We start from the raw sequence: 23,563 nt of genomic DNA, 5'->3' as shown, positions 1-23,563 counted from the left end.
TGCTTAACGAGGTGTTCATGCCGTTGCGACAGGCGCCGGGGCGGCGGCCGGGGTGGCGGACGGGGCCGGGGAGACGTACCGCACCCGGTTCTCGAAGGCGACCCCGTGGCTCTTCACGTCGATGGCGATGCCGTCGCCGTCGGCGATCCGGAACCCGTCGTGGAAGCTGGCCTCGTCGGCGCCCAGGAGCACGTAGTTGACCAGCCCTGGCCGCCGTACCGCCGGGAAGGTGAACAGGTGGTCCGCCATGTCCTGCACCCGGTAGTAGAGGGCGTCGTCGCCGCAGTCGAACGGGCCCTCCCAGGCGGTCGCGCCGTCCCGGACGATGGTGACCCGGCCGGTCACCGTGCGCGGCGGCGGGCCGAGGAAGAGCCACGGGGTGAGGGCGGTGTCGCACAGCTTGCAGTACGGGTTGTAGCCCGGGTCCTGGCGGTGCAGGCCGATGTCGCACAGGTCGTTGCCGAAGGTGTAACCGGCGTAGTGCGGGGTGCCGTCGGCGTCGTTGACGTAGACGAGGGCGACCTCCGGCTCCTCGATGAGGGCGACCGGCCGGGCGGGCACGTTCAGGTCCTCACCGGGCAGTTTCACCCAGTCGCCGAACCCCTTGAAGAACCACTTGGGCGGGGTGAACTCGCCGTCCTCCGGGGCGGTTTCGCCGCCCCACTTCTTCTTGTGCGTGCCCATGAAACCGCTCAGCAGGGCGTTGCCGGCGGCCTGCGGCAGCAGGGGCGGCAGCAGCCGCAGCTCCGGGTCCCCGGCGGTGACGACGACGGTCGCCGCACCCTCGGTGAGCGCGGCCCGCAGGGCCTCCTCGGAGCTGTGGCCGGCGATGAAGGCGGCGGCGACCTGGCCGTCCTCCACCCGGTACAGGGTCTGCTGCGCGCCGTCCTCGGGGCGGCCGAAGCCGACATGGCGTTCGCCGTTGTAGAGGGCCTCGAAGAGGACGGGGAGGTGGGAGTGGGGCATCGGTGACTCCTTGAGTACGTCGGTCAGTACGTCGGTCAGTACGTGGGTGGGTCGGGGTGGATCAGAGGTGCGGGGCGAGGGCGGGGACCGGCGCGCCCGTCAGGTCGGCCAGGACCTCGCCGACCCGGTCGACCGATCCCCGTATCCACGGCAGGGCGAGCGGGTCCGCCGCCTCCAGGGCCGCCGTGCGCTGCTCGTCGGTCTCGCCGTAGAAGTGGCTGGTCGCCGCGCGGATGCGCAGGGGGCGGCCGGGCTCCCCGAACGCGGTGGCGGGCAGGACGCCGACCCCGTACCGCTCCGAGAGCAGTGCGGCCAGCCCGTCGCCGCCGTGCACCCCGTGGTTCTCGGCCAGGTGCTCCCGCAGGGGCTCGAAGTCCGGGTAGAGGTAGCAGGTCGCGGCAACGGGAGCGAGCTCCGCGCCCACGGCGGTGAAGCGGGCGGCGACCGCGCGCACCACCTTCTCGTGCAGCCGCCGGCTCGCCGCGACGCGCTCGGTGACCTCCGGCGGCTCCCCGAACGCCCACGCGGCCGCCGTCTGCACCGGCGCGGGCGGACTCGACCAGATCTGGCTGGCCACCGCGACGAGCCGGGTGTGCAGGGCGCGCCCCAGCTCGCTGTCGGGCAGCCGGGCCACGCCCGTGCGCCAGCCGCCGAGCGCCAGGTTCTTGGTGAGCCCGGTGGTGACGACGGTCCGCTCGGGTGTGTGCAGCGCCGGGGAGACGGCCGGTTCGGAGCTGTCGTAGACCAGGTCGCAGTAGATCTCGTCGGAGACGATGACGAGGTCCAGCTCCCGGGCCGCCTGCGCCAGCCGCCGTACGGTGGCGGCCGGTGCGACCGTGCCGGTCGGGTTGTCCGGCACGGTCACGACCACCGCACGCGGGTTCTGCCCGGCGGCCCGCGCGTCGGCGACCGCCTCACGCAGCCGGTCCGGGTCCGGCACCCCGCCCTGTCCCGGCAGGATCGGTACGGGGATGGGGCGGGCCCCGACCAGCCGGGCCTGGGCCGCGTAGCTCACCCAGCTCGGCACCGGCACGATCACGTCCCCGCCGATGGCCAGGAGCAGGGCGAACAGCAGCGACTTGCTGCCGGGACCGGCCACGACGAGCCCCGGGTCGACGGCCAGGCCGCGCCGCTCCCAGTACCCGGCGACGGCGGTGCGCAGGGCGGGGCTCCCGGCGACGGAGCCGTACGCGTTCTCGTCGGCCGCTGCCGCGAGCCGGTCCCTGAGAGCCGGGAGTACGGGCAGGCCGATCTCCCCGCTGGCCATCGACAGGACCCGCTCCCCGGCCCGGCGCCGTCGGGCCAGGGCCTCGTCGGCGGCGAGGGTCGCCGACATGGTGACCGGTGTGGGTTCGGGCATGACAGCTCCAGCGATCGGTGGGTGCGGGGGTCGGACGGGGGTCAGGCGGGGGTGTTCGCGGCGTACCGCTCGCGCAGCTCGGCCTTGCGGACCTTGCCGGTCAGGGTCTTGGGGAGGGCGGGGACGAGTTCCACCCGGTCCGGCAGGAAGCGGGCGCCGTGGCCCGCCTCCGTGACCCGGGCCCGGACCTCGGCGAGTGTCGGACCCTCCCCGCCGCGGGGGACCACGACGGCGACGATGACGTTCCCGGCGGCGCTCCCGGCGGCGCTCCCGCCGGCGGACTCCAGCCCGACCAGTGCGGCCTCGGCGGCCTTCGGGTGGCTGCCGATCACCGCCTCCAGCTCCGTCATCGGCGCCACCTGCCCGTCCCGCAGCACCGCGTCCCGGGCCCGGCCGATGATGCGGATGCCGCCCCCGCCGTCGTCCCGGGCGAGGTCACCGGTGTCGAACCAGCCGTCCTCGTCCAGCTCGGCGGCGAACGCCTCGGGGCGCCGGTGGTACCCGAGCGCGATGGACGCACCGCGAATCTTGAGCCGCCCGACGGAGCCCTCGGGGCCGGCAGGGCCGGCAGGGCTTCCGGAGCCCAAAGAGCCCTCCGAGGAACCTTCGGAGCCCTCGCCGCCCGGGGATCCGTACGCCCCCGATATCTCGATCCGGGTCTCCATGGCGTCGATCGAACTGCCGTTGCTCCGCGCCGCCCAGCCCTCGGGGTCCTCGGGCCGGGTGGTGGTCACGGGGCCGGCCTCGGACATGCCCCACAAGGAGTGCGCGCGGGCGCCGAGCGTCTCGTGGACCTCGTCGGCCAGCTCCTTCAGGACCGGCGCCGAGCCGATCACCACATGCCGCAGCGTGCTGGTGTCGCGCCGCTCGGCCCGCTGGGACGCGGCCACATCGGCGAGGGTGGCGGGCGGCCCGTACAGCAGGGTCGCGCCGTACCGCTCCACCAGGTCCAGCAGCGCCTCGTTGCGGCGGACGTCCTGGAAGGCGACCGTGCCGCCCAGCATGACCCCGGCCAGGACGCCCTGGGCGAAGCCCGAGTAGTGGACCAGCGGCGTGGAGACCGCCGCCACCCAGCCGTTGCCGTCCCCGTCGCCGCCGTCCCCGCTTCCCGCCCCGAACGCGTCGACGTACCCGCGTACGGCCGCGTGCACCGTGTTCTGGCTGTGCAGGACGCCCTTAGACAGGCCGGTGGTGCCCGAGGTGAACAGCACCACGAACGGGTCGTCCGCGCCGAGCGCCAGTCCGTCCAGCCGGGCGGTGGCGCCCTCCTGCTCCTCCCGTTCCCGGGCCACGAAGTGCTCGTGGAAGGGGCGCGCACCCTCGGGCAGCGGCCCGTCCACCACCAGCACGTGCTCCAGCGTGGGGAGTTCGTCCTTGAGACGGGTGGCGATCTCCGCCAGCGGGGTGCCCGACCACTCGGGGAGGGTGATGCACACCCTGGCCGCCGTGAGGCCGAGGCGGTGACGCAGCTCCACCTCGGTGCAGATGGGCGAGATAGGGATGATGACCGCGCCGACCCGGATCGAGGCGAAGATCAGCGGCACCATCTCCCACCGGTTGGGCAGCTGTACGGCGACGAAGTCGCCCCGCTGCACGCCCAGTTCAAGCAGGGCCAGGGCGAACCGGTCGGTCAGCCGGTCCAGTTCGGCGTAGTCGAGCGTGTCGGTACGGGACTCCGCGACGCGCCGCCCCGCGATGGCCAGCCGGCGCGGGTGCTCCCGGGCCCGGCGGTGCAGGTCGTCGAGGAAGGTCTCGTCCCGCCACCAGCCCCGGCGGCGGTACTCGGCGGCGCGCGCCGCGGTAACGGTCGTGCCCCCGGAGGCCGTTCGCTCCCCGAGCGAGGTGACCGCCGTACTCATCAGCGCTCCTTCCGGCGGGCCGCGAGCAGCTCGGGCAGCGGGTTGCCCGCCCGCGAGGCCGCGATCTCCAGCAGGTCCCGGGTGTTCTGCCGGACCCGGTCACCGACCCAGTCGAAGACCCACGCCTTGCGCGCCTCCGCCTCCAGGTCGAACGGGACGACCCGGGTGACGGCCAGGGCGGCGGAGGCCGCGCCGCCGATGTTGGCGATCACGCCCGGGACGAGACCGGCCCCGGAGGCGGCCACCTTCTCCTTGGCCGCCGCGCTGGAGGCCAGGTTGGCGCCCTCGACCACCAGGCCGGCCCGCAGGCGGTGGGCGTTCTCGGCGTTGATCGCGTACTTCTGCGCGGCCAGGATCAGGATGTCCGCGTCCACGTCGAGCCAGGCGTCCGGCTCACCGGAGAGCTTCACGTCCTGCGGCAGCCGGGTGCGGTCGATGGCCCCGAACTGGTCGGTGCTGGCGACCAGTTCGGCCACCGGGAGCCGGTCCGCGCTGATCGTGCCCCGGACGTCCGCGACGCCCACGACGATGTGCCCGCGGTCCTCCAGGAACCGCGCCACCGCCCGGCCCACCGCGCCGAACCCCTGCACCACGACCCGGGCGGGCTCGGTGCGGCCGCTCGCCTCCAGGGCCGTGACCGCGGCGACCCCGACACCGTGGCCGGTGGCGTCGATCAGGGGCTCGTAGTACGTACGCCAGTCGATCGGCATGTCCGGGGCGCCGAGCCGGTAGCGGGGGTCGTACTTCGCCTCCTCGAAGAAGACGGCCCGGTCGGCGGGGGTGACGCCCATGTCGATGCCGAGGTGGATACCGCCGTGCAGGAGCGGCTTCACCGTGCGGCCGAAGGTGCGGAAGGTCTCCTCGCGGGCCACGCCTTCGGAGTTCGTACCGTCGGCGACGATCCCGGCCTTGGCACCGCCGATGCGCAGCCCCGCCAGGGTGAACTTCTCGGTCATGTCCCGGGCCAGGCCCGCGACTTCCTCCTCGGTGACCCCGGTGGTCATCCGGGTGCCGCCCATCGCCAGGCCGTCGACGAGCGTGTCGACGACCACCCATCCCTTGATGGTGCCGCCGCTGCCGTTGAGGTGGACGGTGAGGGCGGGGTCCTGCGGGTCTTCCAGAGCACTCATGGCGAAGTCCTTGTTCTGTCCGGATGTGTGAGGGGGGTCGAAGGGGGCTCGGGTCACTGGTAGAGCTGGGCGAAGCCGCGCAGGATCTCCAGGCCGTCCTTGCGGAACTCCAGGTGGGCCTGGGCGCCGTGGATCCGGCCGTCGTCCGAGCGCAGGAACTCCACGGGCGCGTGCTCGGAGCGGCCGATGGAGCGGTAACCCGCCGGGGCCTCCTGGAGGTAGAGGGTGTGCCGGTGGAAGACGGTGACCGTCGGCTTCACGTAGGTGAAGAGGGGTTCCTCCGTGTCGACCTGCACCTCGTAGCCGCCGACCCGCTGCGGCCCCTCCGCGAGACGTCCGCCGGCCGCGACGGCCAGGATCTGCATGCCGCCGCAGATGCCGAAGACCGGTACGTCCGCCGTGGTGACCAGGTCGATCAGGGGCTTGTAGAACTCGCTGTCGTACGCGCGCACCTTGGTGCCGCTGAGCACGATGGCCTGGTAGCGGCCGTCCACCCGGGCGGGGACGGACGAGGCGTCGACCGCCTCCGTGTCCGAACCCAGCTCCTCGAAGCGGGCGCGGAGTTGCTTGAGGGAGAGCGTTCCGTTGTTGACGACCAGGACGCGGGACCGGCTCATGCGTCAGCTCCTGATGTAGCGGCCCCGCCCGGAGCCTTCGTGATGAGCGTGCCGGTGGAGCCGGCCAGCAGGTCGCTCACGGCGGCGCTGCCGATGACGACCCGCTCGACGCCGTGCTCCAGGGCCTCGCCCGCGGCCCGCAGCTTCTTGCGCATGCCGCCCTTGGCGCCCTTGTCGCGGAAGGCCGCCGCGTCCTGCGCGCTGATCCGGCGGACCGGCTGGTCGTCGATCAGCAGATGGCCGACATCGGTGACCAGGACCAGGTCGGACGCGCCGGTGGCCCCGGCGATCGCGGCGGCGGCCCGGTCGGCGTCGGTGTTGACCTCCTGGCCCGCCGCGTTCCGGGCGAGCGGGGTGACGAGGTAGGCGTGGCCCGGCTGGAGGTTCTTGAGCGGGGCCGGGTCGACCCCGGTGATCGGGCCGACGAGGTTCTCCAGCTCCACGAGCTGCTTCTCCCGCCACCACCACCGCTCGCCCTCGCCCGCGCCGACCAGCCCGTCGCTGCCGAGCAGCCGCTCGGCGGTGATGCCGCGGCTCTCCAGCCGGGCGAGGACGTCCTCGGCCAGCACGGCGCTGACGGTCTTGATGTCGTCGATCACCTCGGGCGTGGTCCACCGGCTCTGGTTGCCGTACCGGTCGCGCAGGATCGCCGACGGCTCGCTGTAGCGGGCGTCGAGCTTCTTCAGCGGCTTGGACCAGCCGTGCACGAGGACCAGCGGGTGCTCCCGGCCGTGCCGGGCCAGGTCGTCCCACCAGGTGCCGTCGAGGTCGTCCAGGCAGCTGCCGCCGAGCTTCACCACCGTGGGGATGGCAGGTGATGCGCTCATGCCGGCATCACGGGCAGCTGCGTCAGCCCCGTCTCCTCCGGCAGGCCGAACCGCAGGTTCGTCACCTGCACGGCCTGGCCCGCGGCCCCCTTGACGAGGTTGTCGAGCGCGGCGAGGACGACGATCCGGCCGCCCTCCTCGTCCAGCAGCACCGTCACGTCGGCGTAGTTGGAGCCGAGGACGACCTGCGGGTCGGGCACCGGGATCAGCGTCTCGTCGTGCCGCCGCACCCGGACGAACGGGCGCCCCTTGTAGAAGCGGAGGTAGGCCCGGTTCAGCTCGCGCTGGTCCACCTTCTCGTCGGTGAACACGTACGAACTGGTCAGCAGTCCGCGTACGTTGGGGACGCCGTACGCCGACATGGACAGGTTCCCGATGGTGCCGGGCTTGCTCCGCTCCAGGAAGTCCCCGACCTCGGCGGCGTGCCGGTGCCCGGTCGGGGAGTACGGGGCGATGGCCCCGGCCCGGAACGGGTGCAGGTCGGAGGTGCGCAGCTGGACACCGCCGCCGCTGGACCCGCTCTTGCCGTCCACCACCACCGTCTTCAGGTCGAGCCCGAGGCCCAGGGTGAGCGGGGCCAGGCCCAGGGTGATCGCGGTGGCGTAGCAGCCGGGCAGCGAGATGAGTGCGGCGTCCTTCAACTGGTCGCCGATCAGCTCCGGTACGCCGTAGACGAAGCGGTCCGCCAGGTCGGTGCGCCGCTTGACCTTCGGGTACCAGCGGTCGTGCAGCTCCGGCGTACGGATGCGGAACGCGCCGCTGAGGTCGACGATCGCCGGGATGCGGTCGGCGAGCAGCGAGGACAGCTCGGCCGAGACCGGTGCGGGGGTGGCCAGGAAGAGGACGTCGACCTTGTCCACGACCTCCTCGGTGACCGGCTGCACGGTCAGGCCCTGCTCGAAGCGGAGGCCCGGGTGGAGCTCGGAGGGGCGGCGGCCGATGTTGGAGGAGCCGCCCAGGAAGGTCAGCTCCAGGTCGGGGTGCTGGGTGATGAGGCGGATGAGTTCGCCGCCGGCGAGCCCGGAGGCGCCGACGACTCCTGCACGGATCATGCGAGTAGCTCCTGCACATAACGGCCGATGGCCGAGGGGATGTCCGCTCCGGTGGCGGAGGCCACGGCCCGGAAGCCGGGGGCGTGGTTGACCTCGTTGACGACGTAGCCCTCGGGGGTGGCGAAGAGGTCGACCCCGTAGATCCCGGGCCCGAGCACGTCCACCACACCGTTGACGATCTTCAGGACGTCGGGGTCGTGGTCGACCGCGCGGTTCTTGTTGCCGAGGGCCGCGTTGTTGCGCCAGTCGCTGCCGCCGCTCTCGAACTCCGCGGCCCCGATCAGCTCCCGCCCGACGACCAGGCACCGCACCGAGCTGCCGCCGAGGTACGGCTCCACCACGCTGGCCTGCTCGAAGGCGTGGGCCAGGTCCTCGATGTAGTCGTAGACGGAGTGGGCGGTGTCGGCGTGCCGGATCAGCGTGACCCGCTTGCCCATCCCGCCGAAGACGGGCTTGAGGACGAGCGGCAGCGGCAGGTCCGCGAGCGCCTTGTCGAAGTCCTTGCGGGAGAGCACGAGCCGGTGGTCCGGCACCGGTACGCCCGCGGTCTGGAGCAGGGCGCGCAGGGCGGCCTTGTTCTCGCAGGCGTGGATGGCCCGGGCGGTGTTCAGCGTGGGGACGCCGGCCGCCTCGGCGAGGGAGGCGATCAGCCCGCCGCGGGTGTAGCTGCGGCTGCGGACCAGGAGGGTGTCGTACCCCCTGATCGCCGGGGCGTCCGGGTGGCCGAGCGAGAGGGACTCGTCGTTGACCCAGTCGATACGGAGGCCGAAGGCCGGGGCCGCCTCGATGAGCAGGCGTTCCTCCCAGGCGATCCGGTCCGCGACGAGGGCGACGGGACGGGGAGCACCCATGTCACTGGCCCCAGTCGCGCAGCTGCACCTCGACCATCTCCAGCGTCAGCCGGCCGTCCTCGACGGCCTCGACGCGGAGGGTCAGGATGCACTCGGGGCAGGAGAGGGTCTCGCCCAGGGTGACCGGGGGGACGGTCAGGTCGGTCTCGCACTCGGGGCATACGCCGGTCAGGGTGGCGGTGGACATCGTCAACTCCGTTGAGAAGTGGGGATGGCAGGGGGTGGGGTGGGTCAGGCGGGGAGGGGGCGGAAGTCGATGGCGGCCTTGCGGATCGTGTCCCGGTCCAGCAGCGGGCGGCCGTCCCGCTCCTGCCGCTCGGCCAGCCACGGGGTGAAGGCGTCGATGTCGACCTCCAGACCCGAATCGGCCAGGGCCCAGCGGACCAGGGCGGTGGTGAGGCGGGTGCGGACGCGCAACTCACGGCTGTTGCCGACGAGTTCGGCGGGCAGGGTCTCGTACGCGTGCGGGTGGCTCAGCTGTCCCGGCAGCTCGTACGCGAAGGCGTGCGGGGTGGTCGGCCCGGACTGGAACGCCTCCCCGAGGCCGGCGCCGCGCAGGGCGATCCGGGACAGCTCGGTGAGGTGACTGAGGTCGAAGCGGGTGTCGCCGTGGATGACGCGCAGCGAGGTGAGCAGCTCGGCCAGCGGGGCGTTGCCGCCGCGCTCCCCGATGCCGCCGACGGTCGCGGAGATCCACTGGGCGCCCGCCCGCACGGCGGCCAGGGAGTTGGCGACGGCCATGCCCAGCATGTTGTGCGAGTGGATCTCGATCTCGGAGCCGTCGATCGCGGTGATGTCCGCGATCACCTCCTCCATCTGCCAGGGCGAGAGGTACGCGACCGTCTCCGCGAGCCGGAACCGGTCGGCCCCCGCCGCGAACCCCGCCTCCACATAGGGGACGAGCCGCTCCCTGGGCGTACGGGCGCCGTCCTCACCGCTGAACGTGACGTGGAAGCCGCGCTCCTTCGCCTGCTGGATCGCCGAACGCGCCAGCGCCTGGAGGAACTTGGGGCTCGCCGAGTCGAGCTTCAGCTGTGCGTGCTGCTCGGAGGTGGGGATGGAGTACATGATGTGGCGCACGCCGAGCCGCTCGGCCTCGTCCAGCGCACGGGCCACCTGGCGGCGGTCGCGTACGACGACGAGCGTCATGCTGCGCTCGGGGGTGACCGCCTCGTGGGTGGCGAGGACGAGGTCGGCGTCCTTGGAGTCCGGCCCGGAGACCATGCCCACCTCGACGAGCTCGACGCCCGTGCGCACCAGCAGGTCCGCGATGGCGGCGGCGTCCTCGGGGCCGAACTCGACCCCCGCCATGTGTGCGGAGTCCCGCAGCGTGGCGTCGGATATACGGGGCGGCCGCTCCAGTTTCTCGGGTCCCTCTGCTGCCATTTCCTCTGCTCTCCTTTTCCGAAAGTGGCTGTATTCCGCTGATCCACATCCTTCGCCGCAAGAGCCGGGAAGGGCAATATCTGCCGTGTCAGGGCTGTGTTGCGGAGTGTCAAGGAATGTCAGGAAGGAAAGGGAGTGCAAGAGCGGTGTGCGAGCGTGCCAAATAGCGGACGAAGAGCACCCATTGATGTGACGCGCGTCCTACGGTGCGGGCATGGATCTCTTCTCGCTGCCCCGGCTAGGGGTCGTCGTACCGCCGGAAAACCCCACGGCGGAACCCGAGTTCAATCATCTGCTCGGCGCCGGAATGAATGTGTACACCTCCCGGTTCCCGGTGACTCCGGGGGCCGGGCTCAGGGCGATGCTGGAGACGTACAACGAGGTGCTCCCCGAGCTGCTCGGCAGCTTCGGCGCGCTGCGCCTGGACGCCACGGTGGTGGCGTGCAGCGCGTCGCACTACCTGCTGGAGCCGGCGGGCGACCGGGCCTTCTGCGACGAGCTGTCCGAGCGCGCCGGCTCTCCCGTGCAGTCCTCCACCCAGGCGATCCTCGCCGCCTGCGAGGCGCTCGGAGTGACCCGGCTGACGCTCGTCTCCCCGTACGAGCCGTGGCTCACCGACACCTCCCGCGCCTTCTGGGAGCGGGCCGGGCTCACGGTCGACGGGGTGGTGCTCGTCCCGGCGGAGGAGGCCGCGAGCCCGGGCGGGGACGCGCACTTCGACCCGTACGAGGTGACGACCGGGGCGATCCTGCGGCGGATACGGGAGCGGGAGCTGCCCCCGGACACGGCCCTGCTCTTCACGGGTACGGGCATGGGCACGCTCGCCGCCCTCGAAGAGCTGGCCCGGCGGGAGCCGCACCGCATACTGCTGACCTCGAACCTGGCATCGGCCTGGTGGGCGCGGCGCGCGGTGGGGGAGAAGGGCGAGGCGCACCACCCGCTGCTGCGGCGGCTGGAGGGCGCGGCGGTGTGACGGCGGTACGGCCCCGGGGGCGTGCGCCCCCGGGGCCGTACCGCACCTGCGCTCAGGAGGCGGAGGTCTCCGGCATCCGCCAGGCGTACCCCATGCGGTAGCCGACGCCCCGGACCGTGAGGATCCAGCCGCTGGAGCCCAGCTTGGCCCGGAGACTGCTCACATGCGTGTCGATCGTCCGGCTGGTGTGCCCCCAGTTGCTGCCCCAGACCCGGGCCATCAGCTCTTTCCGCGTCACGACCGTCTCCGGGGTGGCGGCCAGGGTGTAGAGCAGCTCGAATTCCTTCGACGTGACGCCGACGAGCCGGTCGTGCAGCCGTACTTCCCGAAGATGCGGATCGATATGGAGATGGCGCAGGGAAATGGCGGCCGGAAGGACCTGCCGGGGCTGTACCCGGCGCAGTACCGCTTCGATACGGGCCCCGACTTCCCTGAATCCCCAGGTTTTCACCACACAGTCGTCCGCGCCCGCATGCAGAACGAGGACCCGCTCAAGTTCGGCATCGGCATCGGTGACCGCTATCAGGGCCGTATCCCCGCCGCTCCGCAGGGACCGGCACAATTCCAGCCCGTCGATATCGGGCAGTTCCAGGGAGAAGAGCACCAGATCCACATCGCCGTACACCCGCAGCGCCCGCTCCCCGGTGGAGACGCTGCGGGCGGTGAATCCCTGCCGTCTAAGCTCGCCCACCATGGCCGCTGCGGCGGAGTGGTCCTGCTCCACCACGAGTACCTGTCTCACGTGCCCCACCCTCTCTCCTCGGCTTCACGTCAGTTGGGGGCGCCGGTGAGCTCGGCGGCCGGAGTGCGGGGCGGTGCTTCCGGCGGCGGGGCGGCTCCGCCGGGGGCGCAGGTCAGGCGCTGGTAGACGTAGGCGGCCGAGGCCATGGTCATGTGGTGGTGCCAGCCGGGGAAGGAGCGGCCCTCGAAGTCCAGGACGCCGAACCGCCGGCGCAGCGTGGCCACGGCCGAGAGGGCCGCGGTGTGGCTGCGCGCCAGCCGGAGGACCTCCTCGACCCGGTGGTCGGTGAGCGTGGTGAGCCAGTACCGGGGCGGCTGCCGGCCGTCCGGGTCGGGCCGTTCCAGGATGCGGTACGGGCGTGCGCCCACGTCGTCGCCGATGCCGGCCCTCGTCCCCGCCACCGTGCCCGCGTAGGTGTGGACCGGTACGGCCCGGACGCGGCCGTCGGCGGTCTGCCGGAGCAGGACATGGGTCTGCCGCGCGTGCCGTACCTCCATCAGCGCGCTGACGGAGGTGACGACGGGGGTGTGCTGTCCGGTGAGGAGCACCGGGTGGTCCGGGGGGACCTCGCACACCACGTCGGCCCGCTGCCGGGCGAGGCCCGCGAGGACCCCGGCCGCGTCGTCGCACCGGGTGAGGTCCAGCACCCAGGGGACGCGCGGGAGCTGGGGCTGCGCGGCGGCCTCGGCGGCGTACCCGATGACATGGTCGGCGGGGGTGCGCCCGGCCTCGGACCCGGGGATCCGTGCCCGGCGCCTGCGCTCCCGGTCCGAGTCCCAGGTGCCGCCGAGCACGAGGCTCCAGCCCACCGGGTAGCACTGGCTGCCCGAGGCGAGGAAGAAGACCAGCGCACGCTGGCAGTTGACGGTGCGTCCGGTGGCGGAGTCGAGGCGCTGGTGCACGCCCACCGAGTGCTCGCCGCGCTTGGGGATGATGAGCTCGGCGACGGTCCAGGCGTGCGGTGCCGTCGTCGCGGCGACCCGCCGGGCGAGCCGGCGGCGTACCGGGGCCCACTCCCACGGGCTGGCGTTGATGAACTGGTGGAGACCGTGTGCCGCGGCCGAGGGTAAGGGCTTCGCCAGTGCCATGCGGCGGGGTGTCTTCTTGCCCGATACATGGATCAGAGCCCACAGATACGTCTGGGCCCAGCGGCGCTGCTCCGGCCGCTGGAACGGCCGGAATATCTCGTCCATGAACGTCTGCATGCACGCGCCGTCGCCCGGCACCGCCGCGCGTACCTCACTTGACGACATGTAACGCTACGCCCCCTCGATACTCGACACCGCTCGCACCCGAGTGGATACATGGCACATCAGTACGAGGTGAAAGTACCGTCCGGGACGGAGTTTGCCCGGGTCGGCCGCCTATTTTGCAAGTTCGCGGGCTGACCTGCGGAAACGTGGAGCGGAGGGGTGCGTGCGGGAGGGGCGTACGCCGGTACGCCCCAGCTCTACCAGTGGTGGAGCCGTGGCTTGTACCTGCCTGGTGAAGTGTCAACAAATCGTGAACATGGCCCCGGCACGGTGCGGTGCACGGAGTTCGGAGACCGTGTCCCGGTGACGGGAGACCGTATACGAAAGGTGATCGGCCGAGAGCGGGCGCCGCACGAAACGGTCACCGGGCCCTGTGCGGACGGTGACCGCCGGAGGACGGGGGAGGGGTGCCCTCCGGCGGTCGGTCGTCAGGCCGCCGGAACCGGGGCCTCCTCGGCCTCGGCCCCCGGCCGCCGGGCGGGGAAGCCCGCCCGGCGGGCGTAGAGCACGACCGCGATCACCGGGAGCAGGAGCAGCAGGACCGTCCAGGGGAAGGACTCGCTGCCGAGGGTGTCGAGAAGGATGCCGCCGACGATGCCGCCGCCCGCCATCGCCACGTTCCAGAGCGTGACCAGCATCGCCTGGGCCGCGTCGGCCGATTCGCCGCCCGCGTCACCGACGGCGGTCTGCAGCAGGGTGGGCACCCCGCCCCAACCGAGCCCCCACAGCACCGCTGCCACATAGACGAGGGCGGTGGTGTCGGAGAGGACGGCCAGGAGCAGCGAGGCGACGGCGACCAGCAGGGCGCCGCCGACGGTGAGACCGCGCAGCCGGCGGTTGATCTGCGCGCCGACGATCCAGATGCTCGCCAGCGAGGCGGCGCCGAAGACCAGCAGGATCAGGCCGGTCGAGCCGCCCAGGCCGAGGTCGTCGAGGTACGTGGCGATGTACGCGTACAGGATGGTGTGCGCCAGCACGAAGACCGTCGTGACGAAGAGGACCGGGGAGACGCCCGGGATGCGCAGGGTCCGCAGCAGCTTCGGCCGCTCGCCGCGCCCCTGGCCGGGGAAGTCCGGTACGGCCACGAAGATCCACACCAGGAGTACGACGGTGAGCACCGTCATCGACAGGAACGCCACCCGCCAGCCGAGCCAGTCGCCGAGGAACGTACCGGCGGGCACGCCGAGCGAGAGCGCGACGGGGATACCGGCCATGGCGATGGCCATCGCCTTGCCCTGGAGGTGTACGGGGGCCATGCGGCGGGCGTACCCGGCGAGCAGGGCCCAGGCGAGGCCGGCCGCGATGCCGGCGACGAAACGGGCCACCATCGTCAGCTCGTAGACGGACGACACGGCCGTCACGGTGTTGGCGAGGGCGAACCCGCCCATGGCCGTGAGCAGCAGCTTCTTGCGCCGCCAGCCCGCGGTGGCCGCGGTGAGCGGGATCGCGGTCAGGGCGGTCCCGATCGCGTAGACGGTGACCGTCTGGCCGGTCGCGGACTCGCTCACCCGCAGGTCCTGGCTCATCGCGGGCAGCAGACCGGCGGGGAGGGTCTCGGTGAGGCTGGTGATGAAGACGGCGGTGGCGAGGGCCAGCAGGGCGAAGAGCGGAAGCTTCTGCTGTTCGTCGCCTCCGCCCTTCGGGTCCGGTGCCGCAGCGGCGGCGGGCGCCGTGTCGGGTGCGGTGCTCATGACGTGTGCTCCAACTTTCCGGATGGGAGGTGCGGGGTGCGGGGACGGAGAGGGGCTGTGGTGTGGGTCCGGCGCGGCCGGTTCAGGGGCGGCCGAGGCCGCCGTCGACGGGGAGCCTGGCCCCCGTGGTGAACGTCGCCTCCGTGGCCAGGAAGAGCGCGGCGCGGGCCACCTCCTCGGCGGCGCCGAGACGCCCCAGCGGTGGCAGGGGTACGGCGCCGGAGCCCGGCGCCTCGATACAGCCCGGGGCCACCGCGTTGACGCGGATGCCCCGGGAGGCGAGTTCGGCGGCGAGCGCGCGCACGTCGTCGGGGCACGGGGTGGGGGCGGTCAGCACGATCGCGCCGCCGTCCTCGATGTGCGGCAGCAGGGGGCGCGCGGTGGGGATGGCGTCGGCGAAGAGGAGATCGACGCCGCCACGGAAGCCGGGGGCGTCGTCGCCGGCGGGTCCGGTGCCGATGACGGCTTCTCCGGCCCCGGTCTCTCCGGTGAGGGCCGCTTCGACGGCCGACGGTGTGACCACGCGGGCGGCGGAGCCGAGTTCGGCGACCGCGTGCGCGCGCTCCTCCTCGGTGCGGGCGGTCAGCAGGACGCTCGCCCCGCCCTCCACGAGGCGCTTGGCGATGGCCAGGCCGATGCCGGTGGCCTCACCGACGACCAGGGCCCTTCTGCGCGCGTACTTGGTCATGGTTGCCGCTCCCTCCAGGGGCGCCCGTTCCTCACCGGTGGAGCGGGGCCACCGGCGGGGACGACTCTGCGGCCGGGTACTTCGGGGAACCTTCGGGAAACCTTCGGGGCGGCTGACGGCCGGAGCGCCGGTCCACCGGACATGTACGGTGGCGGCTATGCGGTTTGGGGTACTCGGGCCACTGGTGGTGTGGGACGGCGAGGGACGGGAAGTCAGAGTCCCCGAAGCCAAGGTCCGGGCCCTGCTGGCGGATCTGCTCGCGCACGACGGGGGGCCGGTCACCGCCGACCGCCTCATCCACGACCTGTGGGGCGACGCGCCTCCGGGCAAGCCCGCGGGCGCCCTCCAGGCCAAGATCTCCCAGCTGCGCCGGGTCGTCGGCAGGGACAGGGTGGTGCGCCAGCCCGCCGGCTACCGGCTGCGGCTCGACGGCGGCGGCGACGAGGTGGACGCCGTACGTTTCCGTGCCCTGGTGACCGAGGCCCGCCCCGTCCGGGACCCGCGCACCCGGGCCGCGCTGCTCACGGAGGCCCTGGGGCTGTGGCGCGGACCGGCGTACGCGGACTTCGCGGACGGCCTCTTCGTACGCGGACCCGCCCAGCGCCTCGCGGAGCAGCGGCTCTCCGTGCTGGAGGAGCAGGCGGAGGCGCGCCTGGAGGCGGGCGACCACGCGCTCCTCGCCGGGGAGCTCGCGGACCTCGTCGCGCTCCACCCGCTGCGGGAGCGCCTGCGCGCCGCCCAGATGAGGGTCCTGTACGCGGCGGGTCGCCAGAGCGAGGCACTCGCGTCGTACGAGGACCTGCGCACCCGGCTGGTGGGGGAGCTGGGGGTCGACCCGAGCCCCGAACTGGCCGCGCTGCACGGGGCGGTGCTGCGGCAGGAGCCGGGGCTGAGCACGGGGGCATGGGCGTACGGGGCCCCGGCGGGCGGCACGGAGGGTTCGGGGAACCCCGTATCCGCGCAGGGCACAGCATCCGCCGTGTGGGACACGGCACTTGGCGCACAGGGCGCAGCACCTGCCGCGCGGGAAACGGCACCCGCCGTCCAGGGCTCAGCGCCCGTCGCTCGGGACTCAGCACGCGCCGCGCACACCACAGGTGCCCCGTCCACCGCTCCCCCTCCCCCGCCCTCCCACTCCAACCTCCCCGTCCCCCTCACCCCCCTCGTCGGCCGCCGTCAGGCGCTCGTCGACCTCTCCCAACTCCTCTCCGGGACCCGGCTGGTGACCCTCACCGGGCCCGGCGGTGTCGGCAAGACCCGGCTGGCCGTGGCGGCGGCCACCGCCGAGCGGGACGGTGCCCGCGCCGGTGAACTGGCCGACGGCACCTGGCTCGTGGAGTTCTCCGGGATCCGCGCCGGCACCCCCGCCGACCTGGCCCAGGTCGTCGCCGCGACCCTCGGCATCCGCGACGACGCCCCGCACTCCCTGCCGGGCACCGGCACCGGAACGCCCTCCCTGCCGCACCGCCTCGCCGCCGCCCTGCGCGACCGCCGCACCCTGCTCGTCCTGGACAACTGCGAGCACGTCGTCGACGCCGCCGCCGAACTCACCGAGCTCCTCCTGCGCACCGCCCCCGGCCTACGGGTCCTCGCCACCGGGCAGGAGCCGCTCGGGCTGGCGGGCGAGGCGATGTTCCTGGTCGAGCCGCTGGAGCCGGCCGACGCGGTCCGGATGTTCATGGAGCGCGCCGCCGCCGCGGCCCCCGGCTTCCCGCGCGACCCGGACGCGCCGGAGGCGCCCGAGCGCCGGGCCGTCGCCGAGATCTGCCGCCGGCTCGACGGCATCCCGCTCGCCCTGGAGCTCGCCGCCACCCGCGTACGGGCGCTGGGGGTAAGGGAGTTGGCGGAGCGCCTCAACGACCGGTTCCGGGTGCTGACCTTCGGGCAGCGCGGCGCCCCGGCCCGCCAGCAGACGCTGCGGGCGGTGATCGACTGGAGCTGGGAGCTGCTCAGCGCGCCCGAACGCATCGTCCTGCGCCGCCTCGCCGCCCACAGCGACGGCTGCGACCTGGCCGCGGCCGAGGCGGTCTGCGCGGGGGACGGCGTCGCCCGGGACGAGGTGCTCGACCTGGTCACCCGGCTGGTCGACCGGTCGCTGGTGGTCGTGGTGGGCGGGCCCAGCGGCCCCCGCTACCGGCTGCTGGAGTCCGTCGCCGCGTACGCGACCGAGCGGCTCCACGAGATGGAGGACCTCACCGCCGTACGGGACCGGCATCTGCGCCACTACCGGGCCCTGGCCGAACACGCCGAGCCGCGGTTGCGCGGCGCCGGGCAGCGGGACCGGCTGGCCCGGCTGGACGCGGAGGCCGGCAATCTGCGCTCGGCCCTAGACGAGGCGGTGCGCCGCGCGGGCGCGGGGGAGCCGGAGGAAGCGGTCCGGCTGGCCACCGCGCTGGCCTGGTGGTGGCTGCTGCGCGGCCGGCTGACCGAGGCCCGCCGCAGCCTGGGCGCGGTGCTGGCCGCCACGGACGGGGCGTCGGGCTCAGGCGCCCCCGCCACGGACGGGGCGTCGGGCTGTGGGGCCTCCGTCCCGGCGTCGGGCTGTGGGGCCTCCGTCCCGGCGTCGGGCTCCGGGGCCTCCGCCCCGGCATCAGGCTGTGGGGCCTCCGCCCCGGCGTCGGGCTCAGGCGCCCCTACCTCGGCGGAAACCCCCACCGCCCCTCCCCCCGGCTGCGCCGAACTCGCGCTCCTGCACGCCGCGTTCGCCCTGCTCACCGGGGACCACACGGCCGCCGCCATGACGACGGACGGCCCGGCCCGCACGGCCACCGCCGACGCCATCCCCGACCCCGTACGCCGGGCCCGCGCGCTCTGGCTCTGCGCGTACGGCCTGTTCAGCGCGGGAGACGCGGCCGGGAGCGGCGAGCTGAACGCCCGTGCCCTCGCCCTGTTCACCACCGCGGAGGACCGGTGGGGCACCGCCGCAGCGCTCGGCCTGCGCGCCACGCTCGCGCTGGTCCGCGGCGACCTCGCCGGGCTCGGCCGCGACGGGCTGCGCAGCGCGCTGATCTTCCGCGAACTGGGCGACCGATGGGGCGAGTTGCAGACCGTCTCCCCGCTCGCCGCGCTCGCCGAGATCAAGGGCGCGTACGAGGACGCGGAGCGCCGCCAGCACGAAGGGCTGCGGATGGCGAGGGAGTTGGGGCTGGAGGCGGAGGTGTCCGCGCGGCTCTCCGGGCTCGGCCGGCTCGCGCTGCTCGCCCGGGACTGGGACCGCGCCCGCGACCTGCACGAACAGGCGCGCCGGATCGCCGCCGAACAGGGCTACAAGTACGGCGAGATCCACTCCGGGATGGGCCTCGCCCTCGGTGCCCGCCGCTCGGGCGACCTCGACCGGGCCGAGGCGTACCTGCTGCACATCCGCGACGGGTACGCCGAGGTCTCCTCCCAGGCGGGCGACCACCTGCTCCTGGCCGAGCTCGGCTTCGTCGCCGAGCTGCGGGGCGACGCGCGCGGGGCGGCCTCCCACCACCTGGCGGGCCTGGAGATCGCCCGCGCCCTCGCCGAGCCCCGCGCGCTGGCCCTCTCCCTGGAGGGGCTCGCCGGTGCGGCCGCCCTGCCCGGCCACGCCACCGCCGCCACCGGGGCGGCCGTCCTCCTGGGCGCGGCGGCGGCCGCCCGCCGCCGGGCGGGGGCCCCGCTGCCGCCCGCCGAACGCGCCGACGTGGACCGCATCACCGTCGCGGCGCGGGCCGCGCTGGGGGCGGACGCGTTCTCGGAGGCGTACGCGAGTGGCGCCCGGCTGGACCCGGAGGAGGCGCTCCACCAGGCCCGTACGGCTCTCCCCGCCTTCTCGGAACGTTGATTCCCGGAACGTCGACCGATACCCGGCTGATACAGACCCGCGCGGTCCCCGAAGCACGGCCCTGACCGGCCGGAAGCGCGGCTCCCGGAGGGTGGGTGGCGTACCCGGCCCGCGGTGTACGTGACGTTGGGAGACCGTGCCGTGCTGACCACCGAGGAGGACCTGAGCGCTGAGAAGGACCCGAGCACCCGGCAGTCCCCCAGCACCGAGAAGCCCCTGAGCCCGCGGCCCGGTGACCCGGCCCCCACCCCGGCCAAGGTGCCCACCGGCCGTTGCCTCGCCGTCGTCGCGCTGCTCTGCGCCGCCCTCATGGCCCTGCACGCGCTGGTCCCGAACACGGCCCTCAACCTCGGCAGCCTCTTCCAGACCCTGCTGCCCTGGACCGGCCTGGCCGTTCCCGTCCTCCTCGCCCTGGCAGCCGTACGCCGCTCCAGGCTCGCCGCTGTCTCCGTACTCGCCCCCGCCCTCGTCTGGGCAGCGCTCTTCGCCCCCACCCTCTCCGACAAGCGGTCCCCCGGAGACGGCCTCACCGTCCTCAGCCACAACGTGGACGAGGCCAACCGCGACCCGGCCGGAACCGCACGCGCCCTCGCCGGAGCCGAGGCCGACGTCCTGGCCCTGGTGGAGCTGTCCGAGGAGTCCACGCCCGTCTACGAACGTGAGCTGGCCGCCGCCTACCCGCACCACACGGTGCTCGGCGGCGTCGGCCTCTGGAGCAGGTACCGGCTCACGGCGGTCGAGGAGGTGGAGATCATGCCGTGGACCCGGGCGATGCGGGCCACCGCGGACACCCCCGAGGGGCCCGTCGCCGTGTACGCGGCCCACCTCGCCTCCGTACGCGTGTCGGGCGCGGGCTTCACCACCGGCCGCCGCAACGAGGCGGCCCGTGCGCTGGCCGCCGCCGTACGGGCCGAGCCCGCTCCCCGCGTGGTGGTGCTGGGCGACTTCAACGGCACGTACCAGGACGGGGCCCTGGCCCCGGTCACCTCGCAGCTGCGCTCCGCCCAGCGGGAGGCCGGGGACGGCTTCGGCCTCACCTGGCCCGCCGGGTTCCCGGTGGTCCGCATCGATGACGTCCTGGTGAAGGGGATGACCCCGCTCGCGTCCTGGACCCTGCCCGCCACCGGCAGCGACCACCGCCCGGTGGCGGCGACGCTGCGGCTGTGACACCCCGGGCGGCTCTACGATGCGCAGAGCGCCAACCCACTCCCCCGCACACCCCCCCACGACCAGGCAGGAACCGTGCCGGAACCCCGGGTCCCCGACCCCGTCAGCGTGCTCGTCGTCGAGGACGACGACACGATCCGGCGCGCAGTCCAACTGGCGCTGGAGCGCTACGGCTACCGCGTCGACGTGGCCGCCGACGGCCTCAGCGGCCTGGAGGCGTTCCGGGCCGGCGGGTACGACCTGCTCATCCTGGACGTGATGCTCCCCGAGCTGGACGGCATCGGCCTCTGCCACCGCATCCGGGAGGAGAGCCTCGTGCCCGTCCTGATGATGTCGGCGCGCGGTGACGCCCTCGACGTGGTCGCGGGTCTGGAGGCGGGCGCCGACGACTATGTGATCAAGCCGGTCGACACCCCCGTCCTGGTGGCCCGCATCCGCGCCCTGCTGCGCCGCGCCACCTTCCAGCCGTCGCAGAGCCCGCCGCCCGAGGCCCCCGACCACGTGCTGGTCTTCGGTGATCTGAGCGTGGACACCCTCGGCATGGAGGTGCGGCTCGCCGGGCGGCCCGTACCGCTGACCCCCACCGAACTGCGCCTGCTGCTGGAGTTCGCCGCCGCGCCCGGTTCCGTCCTCGACCGCCGCCGGCTGCTGCGTGAGGTCTGGGACTACGGCTGGGAGGGCGACACCCGGGTCGTCGACCTGTGCGTGCTCCGGCTGCGCAAGAAGATCGGCAGCGGCCGGATCGAGACCGTACGCGGCTTCGGCTACAAGCTCGTCCGCGACTGACCGGCCGGCCGACGGATCATCATGGCTCTCCTCAATCCCCGCGCCCTGCGCTGGAAGATCGCCGCGCTCACCGCCGCGGCCTGCTGCGCGGTGGCGGCGGTCATCGGCTTCCTGGTCCACGACGCGACCCGCGAGCGCGGACTCCGCGTGGGCCACGAGCGCACGATCACCCGCCTGATCGCGGCCGAGCGGGAGCTGAGCCGTACGGGAAAGGCACCGCCGGACGTCGACGTACGGACCCGGGAGGAGCTGCCCGATCCGCTGGCGCGCGATCTCGCCGACCAGCCGGAGACCGGCGGCGGGTACGCCACCTGGTACGACGCCGATCCGCCCAACTGGTTCTGGATGTGGGGCGCCGTGGCCGTCGGCGGCGATCAGTTCCTCGTCGTACGGGACGACATGAGCACCGAGGTCCGCAGCCTCCAGCTCCTGGACCGCTCCATCGTGAAGTCCGTCCTCGCCGCCCTCGTCTTCGTCGTCCCGCTCGCCGCCCTGGCCACCGAGCCGATCAACCGGCGGCTGCGCCACGGAGCCCGTACCGCCCGCCGGATCGCGGACGGGGAGCTGGACGCGCGCATCGGCTCCACCGGGCGGGCCCGCGACGAGATCACCGAGATGTCGGCCGCCGTCGACGACATGGCCACCGCGCTCCAGCGCAAGCTGGAGAACGAGCAGCGCTTCACCGCCGACGTCGCCCACGAGCTGCGCACCCCGCTGATGGGCCTGGTCACCGCCGCCGGGCTGCTCCCGGAGACCGACGAGGCGACCGGTCTCGTACGGGACCGGGTGCGGGCCCTGAACGCGCTGATCGAGGACCTGCTGGAGATCTCCCGCCTCGACGCGGGCGCCGAACGGGCCCGGCTCGACGCGGTGCCGCTGGGGGAGTTCGTCGCCGACGTGGTGCGGCGCACGGGGACCGGGACACAGGTCGCCGCCGGGGACGCCGATGTGGTGGAGACCGACCCGCGCCGGGTGGAGCGGATCGTGGTCAACCTCGTCACCAACGCCCACCGGCACGGCGCCGGCCCCGTCCAGGTCACCGTCACCGGCACCCGGATCTCCGTACGCGACCACGGCCCCGGCTTCCCCGCCGCGCTGCTCGAACAGGGCCCGCAGCGCTTCCGTACGGGCGCCGGCGAGCGCGGCCGCGGGCACGGGCTCGGGCTGACCGTCGCCCAGGGCCAGGCCGGGGTGCTCGGCGCCCGGCTGACCTTCGCGAACGCGCCGGACGGGGGTGCGGTCGCCACCCTCGACCTCGCCCCCGGCCCGTCCGGAACCGTCTGAAACGGAACCGCAACGCACTCTCGCGGCGGCGGAAACGGCACCGCACCGGTCCGGAAGAGCGGCTCCCCGAAGGTGAGGTCCGTGCGGGAACCGCACACGTTCTCCCGGAGGTGCCCCATGCCCCACACCCCTGCCCCTGCGCCCGCTTCTCGTTTCGGCTTCCGCCGCTCCCTCCTCGTCCCGCTCGCCGCCGCCCTCGCGCTCGCGACCGGCATGGGCACCTGGTACGCGCTCGGCGGCGCGGGCGGACCGGCCGGCGCCCCCGCCCCCGCCGCCGGATCCGGGGACACCGTCGCGGCCGTGGCGAAGTCGCTGCACCTGCCGTGGCCCGCCGAGGGGCAGGCGAGCGTGGAGGTCGAGGGGATCGGCAGCCTCGGCACCCGGGGCGAGCAGCGGCCGGTCCCGATCGCCAGCGTCACCAAGGTCATGACGGCGTACGTGATCCTCAAGGAGCACCCGATGCGGGCGGGCGCACCCGGCGCGGCCGTCACCGCCGACGAGCAGGCGGCGAACGAGTCGTACTCCTCCGTCGAGACGACCGCCCCCGTCCTCGCCGGACGGACCTACACCCAACGCCTGCTGCTGGAGCTGATGATGGTGCCGTCCGGCAACAACGTGGCCCGGCTGCTGGCCCGTTGGGGCGCGGGCAGCGAGAAGGCGTTCGTCGCGAAGATGAACGAGACCGCCGCCGCCCTCGGGATGGAGCGCACCACCTACACCGGGGTGAGCGGCATGGAGACCAGTACGCGGAGCACCGCGGCCGACCAGCTCAGGCTGGCCCGCGCCGCGATGAAGGACCCGGTGTTCCGGGAGATCGTGGCCACCCGCACGGTCGAGGCGCCCGGGGCCGGGGTGACGTTCCGCAACACCAACAAGCTGCTGGGCCGGGACGGGGTCATCGGCCTGAAGACCGGTTCGTCCACCCCGGCGGGCGGCAACCTCGTGTGGGCGTCGACGCAGGACATCGCCGGTACGCCCCGGCTGATCCTCGGCGTCGTCCTGCACCAGCGCGCGGGTACCAGCCCGGCCGAGGGCAGCGCGGCCGCCCATGAGGCGGGCCGCGCCCTGGTCACCGCGGTCCGCGCCACGCTCCCGGACGCGCTGGCCCGGACCTGACCGACGCTGC

General features: G+C 73.7%; 20 protein-coding genes. 6 read left to right on the top strand and 14 right to left on the bottom strand.

Features of this window, described 5'->3' with window-relative positions:
* Positions 1 to 15: 15 nt before the first annotated feature.
* The 10 genes from IE264_RS06620 to IE264_RS06575 all read right to left on the bottom strand — a co-directional run bounded on the left by IE264_RS06620 (position 16) and on the right by IE264_RS06575 (position 10,048).
* Positions 16 to 966 carry a fumarylacetoacetate (FAA) hydrolase gene (locus tag IE264_RS06620; RefSeq protein ID WP_032756056.1) on the bottom strand — a complete coding sequence of 317 codons (951 nt, stop codon included), beginning with the start codon at positions 964 to 966 and terminating at the stop codon, positions 16 to 18.
* A 61-nt stretch (positions 967 to 1,027) separates the two neighbouring features.
* Positions 1,028 to 2,326, bottom strand: a complete 1,299-nt coding sequence (locus IE264_RS06615) for a pyridoxal phosphate-dependent aminotransferase (RefSeq protein ID WP_032756058.1) — start codon at positions 2,324 to 2,326, stop codon at positions 1,028 to 1,030.
* A gap of 41 nt (positions 2,327 to 2,367) precedes the next feature.
* Positions 2,368 to 4,185, bottom strand: a complete 1,818-nt coding sequence (locus tag IE264_RS06610) for an AMP-binding protein (RefSeq protein WP_032756063.1) — start codon at positions 4,183 to 4,185, stop codon at positions 2,368 to 2,370.
* Positions 4,185 to 5,315, bottom strand: a complete 1,131-nt coding sequence (locus tag IE264_RS06605; protein ID WP_032756066.1) for a Glu/Leu/Phe/Val dehydrogenase dimerization domain-containing protein — start codon at positions 5,313 to 5,315, stop codon at positions 4,185 to 4,187. The genes IE264_RS06610 and IE264_RS06605 overlap by 1 nt, the downstream gene beginning before the upstream one ends.
* 53 nt (positions 5,316 to 5,368) lie before the next feature.
* The gene (locus IE264_RS06600; protein ID WP_015609639.1) at positions 5,369 to 5,932 is read right to left on the bottom strand and encodes a type 1 glutamine amidotransferase; all 564 of its coding nucleotides are present in this window, start codon (positions 5,930 to 5,932) and stop codon (positions 5,369 to 5,371) included.
* The gene (locus IE264_RS06595) at positions 5,929 to 6,759 is read right to left on the bottom strand and encodes an amino acid kinase family protein (protein ID WP_032756073.1); all 831 of its coding nucleotides are present in this window, start codon (positions 6,757 to 6,759) and stop codon (positions 5,929 to 5,931) included. The genes IE264_RS06600 and IE264_RS06595 overlap by 4 nt, the downstream gene beginning before the upstream one ends.
* The gene (gene argC / locus IE264_RS06590) at positions 6,756 to 7,811 is read right to left on the bottom strand and encodes an N-acetyl-gamma-glutamyl-phosphate reductase (RefSeq protein ID WP_015609637.1); all 1,056 of its coding nucleotides are present in this window, start codon (positions 7,809 to 7,811) and stop codon (positions 6,756 to 6,758) included. The genes IE264_RS06595 and argC overlap by 4 nt, the downstream gene beginning before the upstream one ends.
* Positions 7,808 to 8,662 carry an ATP-grasp domain-containing protein gene (locus tag IE264_RS06585; protein ID WP_015609636.1) on the bottom strand — a complete coding sequence of 285 codons (855 nt, stop codon included), beginning with the start codon at positions 8,660 to 8,662 and terminating at the stop codon, positions 7,808 to 7,810. The genes argC and IE264_RS06585 overlap by 4 nt, the downstream gene beginning before the upstream one ends.
* Position 8,663: 1 nt before the next feature.
* Positions 8,664 to 8,849, bottom strand: a complete 186-nt coding sequence (locus IE264_RS06580; protein ID WP_015609635.1) for a lysine biosynthesis protein LysW — start codon at positions 8,847 to 8,849, stop codon at positions 8,664 to 8,666.
* A 44-nt stretch (positions 8,850 to 8,893) separates the two neighbouring features.
* Entirely contained in the window at positions 8,894 to 10,048 is a 1,155-nt protein-coding gene (locus IE264_RS06575; RefSeq protein ID WP_032756075.1) for a LeuA family protein, read from the bottom strand.
* 214 nt (positions 10,049 to 10,262) lie between these two features.
* On the opposite strand from IE264_RS06575, the gene IE264_RS06570 reads away from it, so the two are divergent.
* Positions 10,263 to 11,021: a maleate cis-trans isomerase family protein gene (locus IE264_RS06570; RefSeq protein ID WP_032756077.1), complete on the top strand. Its 759-nt coding sequence runs from the start codon at positions 10,263 to 10,265 to the stop codon at positions 11,019 to 11,021.
* 52 nt (positions 11,022 to 11,073) lie between these two features.
* Here the strand turns inward: IE264_RS06570 and IE264_RS06565 are convergent, their stop codons facing one another.
* The 4 genes from IE264_RS06565 to IE264_RS06550 all read right to left on the bottom strand — a co-directional run bounded on the left by IE264_RS06565 (position 11,074) and on the right by IE264_RS06550 (position 15,395).
* Positions 11,074 to 11,763: a response regulator transcription factor gene (locus IE264_RS06565; protein WP_190167594.1), complete on the bottom strand. Its 690-nt coding sequence runs from the start codon at positions 11,761 to 11,763 to the stop codon at positions 11,074 to 11,076.
* 29 nt (positions 11,764 to 11,792) lie between these two features.
* The gene (locus tag IE264_RS06560; RefSeq protein ID WP_229887429.1) at positions 11,793 to 13,016 is read right to left on the bottom strand and encodes an IS701 family transposase; all 1,224 of its coding nucleotides are present in this window, start codon (positions 13,014 to 13,016) and stop codon (positions 11,793 to 11,795) included.
* Positions 13,017 to 13,444: 428 nt separating this feature from the next.
* Positions 13,445 to 14,707 (bottom strand): MFS transporter, encoded by a 1,263-nt coding sequence (locus tag IE264_RS06555; protein WP_032756081.1) that lies wholly within the window; start codon positions 14,705 to 14,707, stop codon positions 13,445 to 13,447.
* Between the two features lie 82 nt (positions 14,708 to 14,789).
* Positions 14,790 to 15,395 carry an SDR family NAD(P)-dependent oxidoreductase gene (locus IE264_RS06550; protein WP_032756082.1) on the bottom strand — a complete coding sequence of 202 codons (606 nt, stop codon included), beginning with the start codon at positions 15,393 to 15,395 and terminating at the stop codon, positions 14,790 to 14,792.
* 157 nt (positions 15,396 to 15,552) lie between these two features.
* Here IE264_RS06550 and IE264_RS06545 point away from each other — a divergent pair, with 157 nt between their 5' ends.
* The 5 genes from IE264_RS06545 to IE264_RS06525 all read left to right on the top strand — a co-directional run bounded on the left by IE264_RS06545 (position 15,553) and on the right by IE264_RS06525 (position 23,553).
* Complete coding sequence (locus IE264_RS06545) at positions 15,553 to 19,200, top strand: AfsR/SARP family transcriptional regulator (protein WP_032756084.1); 3,648 nt, start codon at positions 15,553 to 15,555, stop codon at positions 19,198 to 19,200.
* A 258-nt stretch (positions 19,201 to 19,458) separates the two neighbouring features.
* Positions 19,459 to 20,367 carry an endonuclease/exonuclease/phosphatase family protein gene (locus IE264_RS06540; protein ID WP_373301910.1) on the top strand — a complete coding sequence of 303 codons (909 nt, stop codon included), beginning with the start codon at positions 19,459 to 19,461 and terminating at the stop codon, positions 20,365 to 20,367.
* A gap of 75 nt (positions 20,368 to 20,442) precedes the next feature.
* Complete coding sequence (gene cseB, locus IE264_RS06535) at positions 20,443 to 21,153, top strand: two-component system response regulator CseB (RefSeq protein ID WP_015609626.1); 711 nt, start codon at positions 20,443 to 20,445, stop codon at positions 21,151 to 21,153.
* 21 nt (positions 21,154 to 21,174) lie between these two features.
* Positions 21,175 to 22,437: a sensor histidine kinase gene (locus IE264_RS06530; protein WP_032756086.1), complete on the top strand. Its 1,263-nt coding sequence runs from the start codon at positions 21,175 to 21,177 to the stop codon at positions 22,435 to 22,437.
* A 117-nt stretch (positions 22,438 to 22,554) separates the two neighbouring features.
* Positions 22,555 to 23,553, top strand: a complete 999-nt coding sequence (locus IE264_RS06525) for a D-alanyl-D-alanine carboxypeptidase family protein (protein WP_051821784.1) — start codon at positions 22,555 to 22,557, stop codon at positions 23,551 to 23,553.
* Positions 23,554 to 23,563 lie beyond the last annotated feature (10 nt).

This window comes from Streptomyces microflavus, from assembly GCF_014650075.1.
GTDB classification, from domain to species: Bacteria; Actinomycetota; Actinomycetes; order Streptomycetales; family Streptomycetaceae; genus Streptomyces; species Streptomyces microflavus.
Note: the sequence above shows the minus strand (reverse complement) of the source record. Positions and strands in the feature narration are given on the sequence as shown.

Excerpts from the sequence above, each read along its gene's own strand:
- IE264_RS06555 (WP_032756081.1), bottom strand. The coding sequence starts at position 14,707 with ATGAGCACCGCACCCGACACGGCGCCCGCCGCCGCTGCGGCACCGGAC.
- IE264_RS06525 (WP_051821784.1), top strand. The coding sequence starts at position 22,555 with ATGCCCCACACCCCTGCCCCTGCGCCCGCTTCTCGTTTCGGCTTCCGC.
- IE264_RS06615 (WP_032756058.1), bottom strand. The coding sequence starts at position 2,326 with ATGCCCGAACCCACACCGGTCACCATGTCGGCGACCCTCGCCGCCGAC.
- IE264_RS06580 (WP_015609635.1), bottom strand. The coding sequence starts at position 8,849 with ATGTCCACCGCCACCCTGACCGGCGTATGCCCCGAGTGCGAGACCGAC.
- IE264_RS06610 (WP_032756063.1), bottom strand. The coding sequence starts at position 4,185 with ATGAGTACGGCGGTCACCTCGCTCGGGGAGCGAACGGCCTCCGGGGGC.
- argC (WP_015609637.1), bottom strand. The coding sequence starts at position 7,811 with ATGATCCGTGCAGGAGTCGTCGGCGCCTCCGGGCTCGCCGGCGGCGAA.
- IE264_RS06575 (WP_032756075.1), bottom strand. The coding sequence starts at position 10,048 with ATGGCAGCAGAGGGACCCGAGAAACTGGAGCGGCCGCCCCGTATATCC.
- IE264_RS06530 (WP_032756086.1), top strand. The coding sequence starts at position 21,175 with ATGGCTCTCCTCAATCCCCGCGCCCTGCGCTGGAAGATCGCCGCGCTC.
- IE264_RS06570 (WP_032756077.1), top strand. The coding sequence starts at position 10,263 with ATGGATCTCTTCTCGCTGCCCCGGCTAGGGGTCGTCGTACCGCCGGAA.
- IE264_RS06595 (WP_032756073.1), bottom strand. The coding sequence starts at position 6,759 with ATGAGCGCATCACCTGCCATCCCCACGGTGGTGAAGCTCGGCGGCAGC.
- IE264_RS06550 (WP_032756082.1), bottom strand. The coding sequence starts at position 15,395 with ATGACCAAGTACGCGCGCAGAAGGGCCCTGGTCGTCGGTGAGGCCACC.
- IE264_RS06620 (WP_032756056.1), bottom strand. The coding sequence starts at position 966 with ATGCCCCACTCCCACCTCCCCGTCCTCTTCGAGGCCCTCTACAACGGC.
- IE264_RS06585 (WP_015609636.1), bottom strand. The coding sequence starts at position 8,662 with ATGGGTGCTCCCCGTCCCGTCGCCCTCGTCGCGGACCGGATCGCCTGG.
- IE264_RS06545 (WP_032756084.1), top strand. The coding sequence starts at position 15,553 with ATGCGGTTTGGGGTACTCGGGCCACTGGTGGTGTGGGACGGCGAGGGA.
- IE264_RS06560 (WP_229887429.1), bottom strand. The coding sequence starts at position 13,016 with ATGTCGTCAAGTGAGGTACGCGCGGCGGTGCCGGGCGACGGCGCGTGC.
- IE264_RS06605 (WP_032756066.1), bottom strand. The coding sequence starts at position 5,315 with ATGAGTGCTCTGGAAGACCCGCAGGACCCCGCCCTCACCGTCCACCTC.
- IE264_RS06600 (WP_015609639.1), bottom strand. The coding sequence starts at position 5,932 with ATGAGCCGGTCCCGCGTCCTGGTCGTCAACAACGGAACGCTCTCCCTC.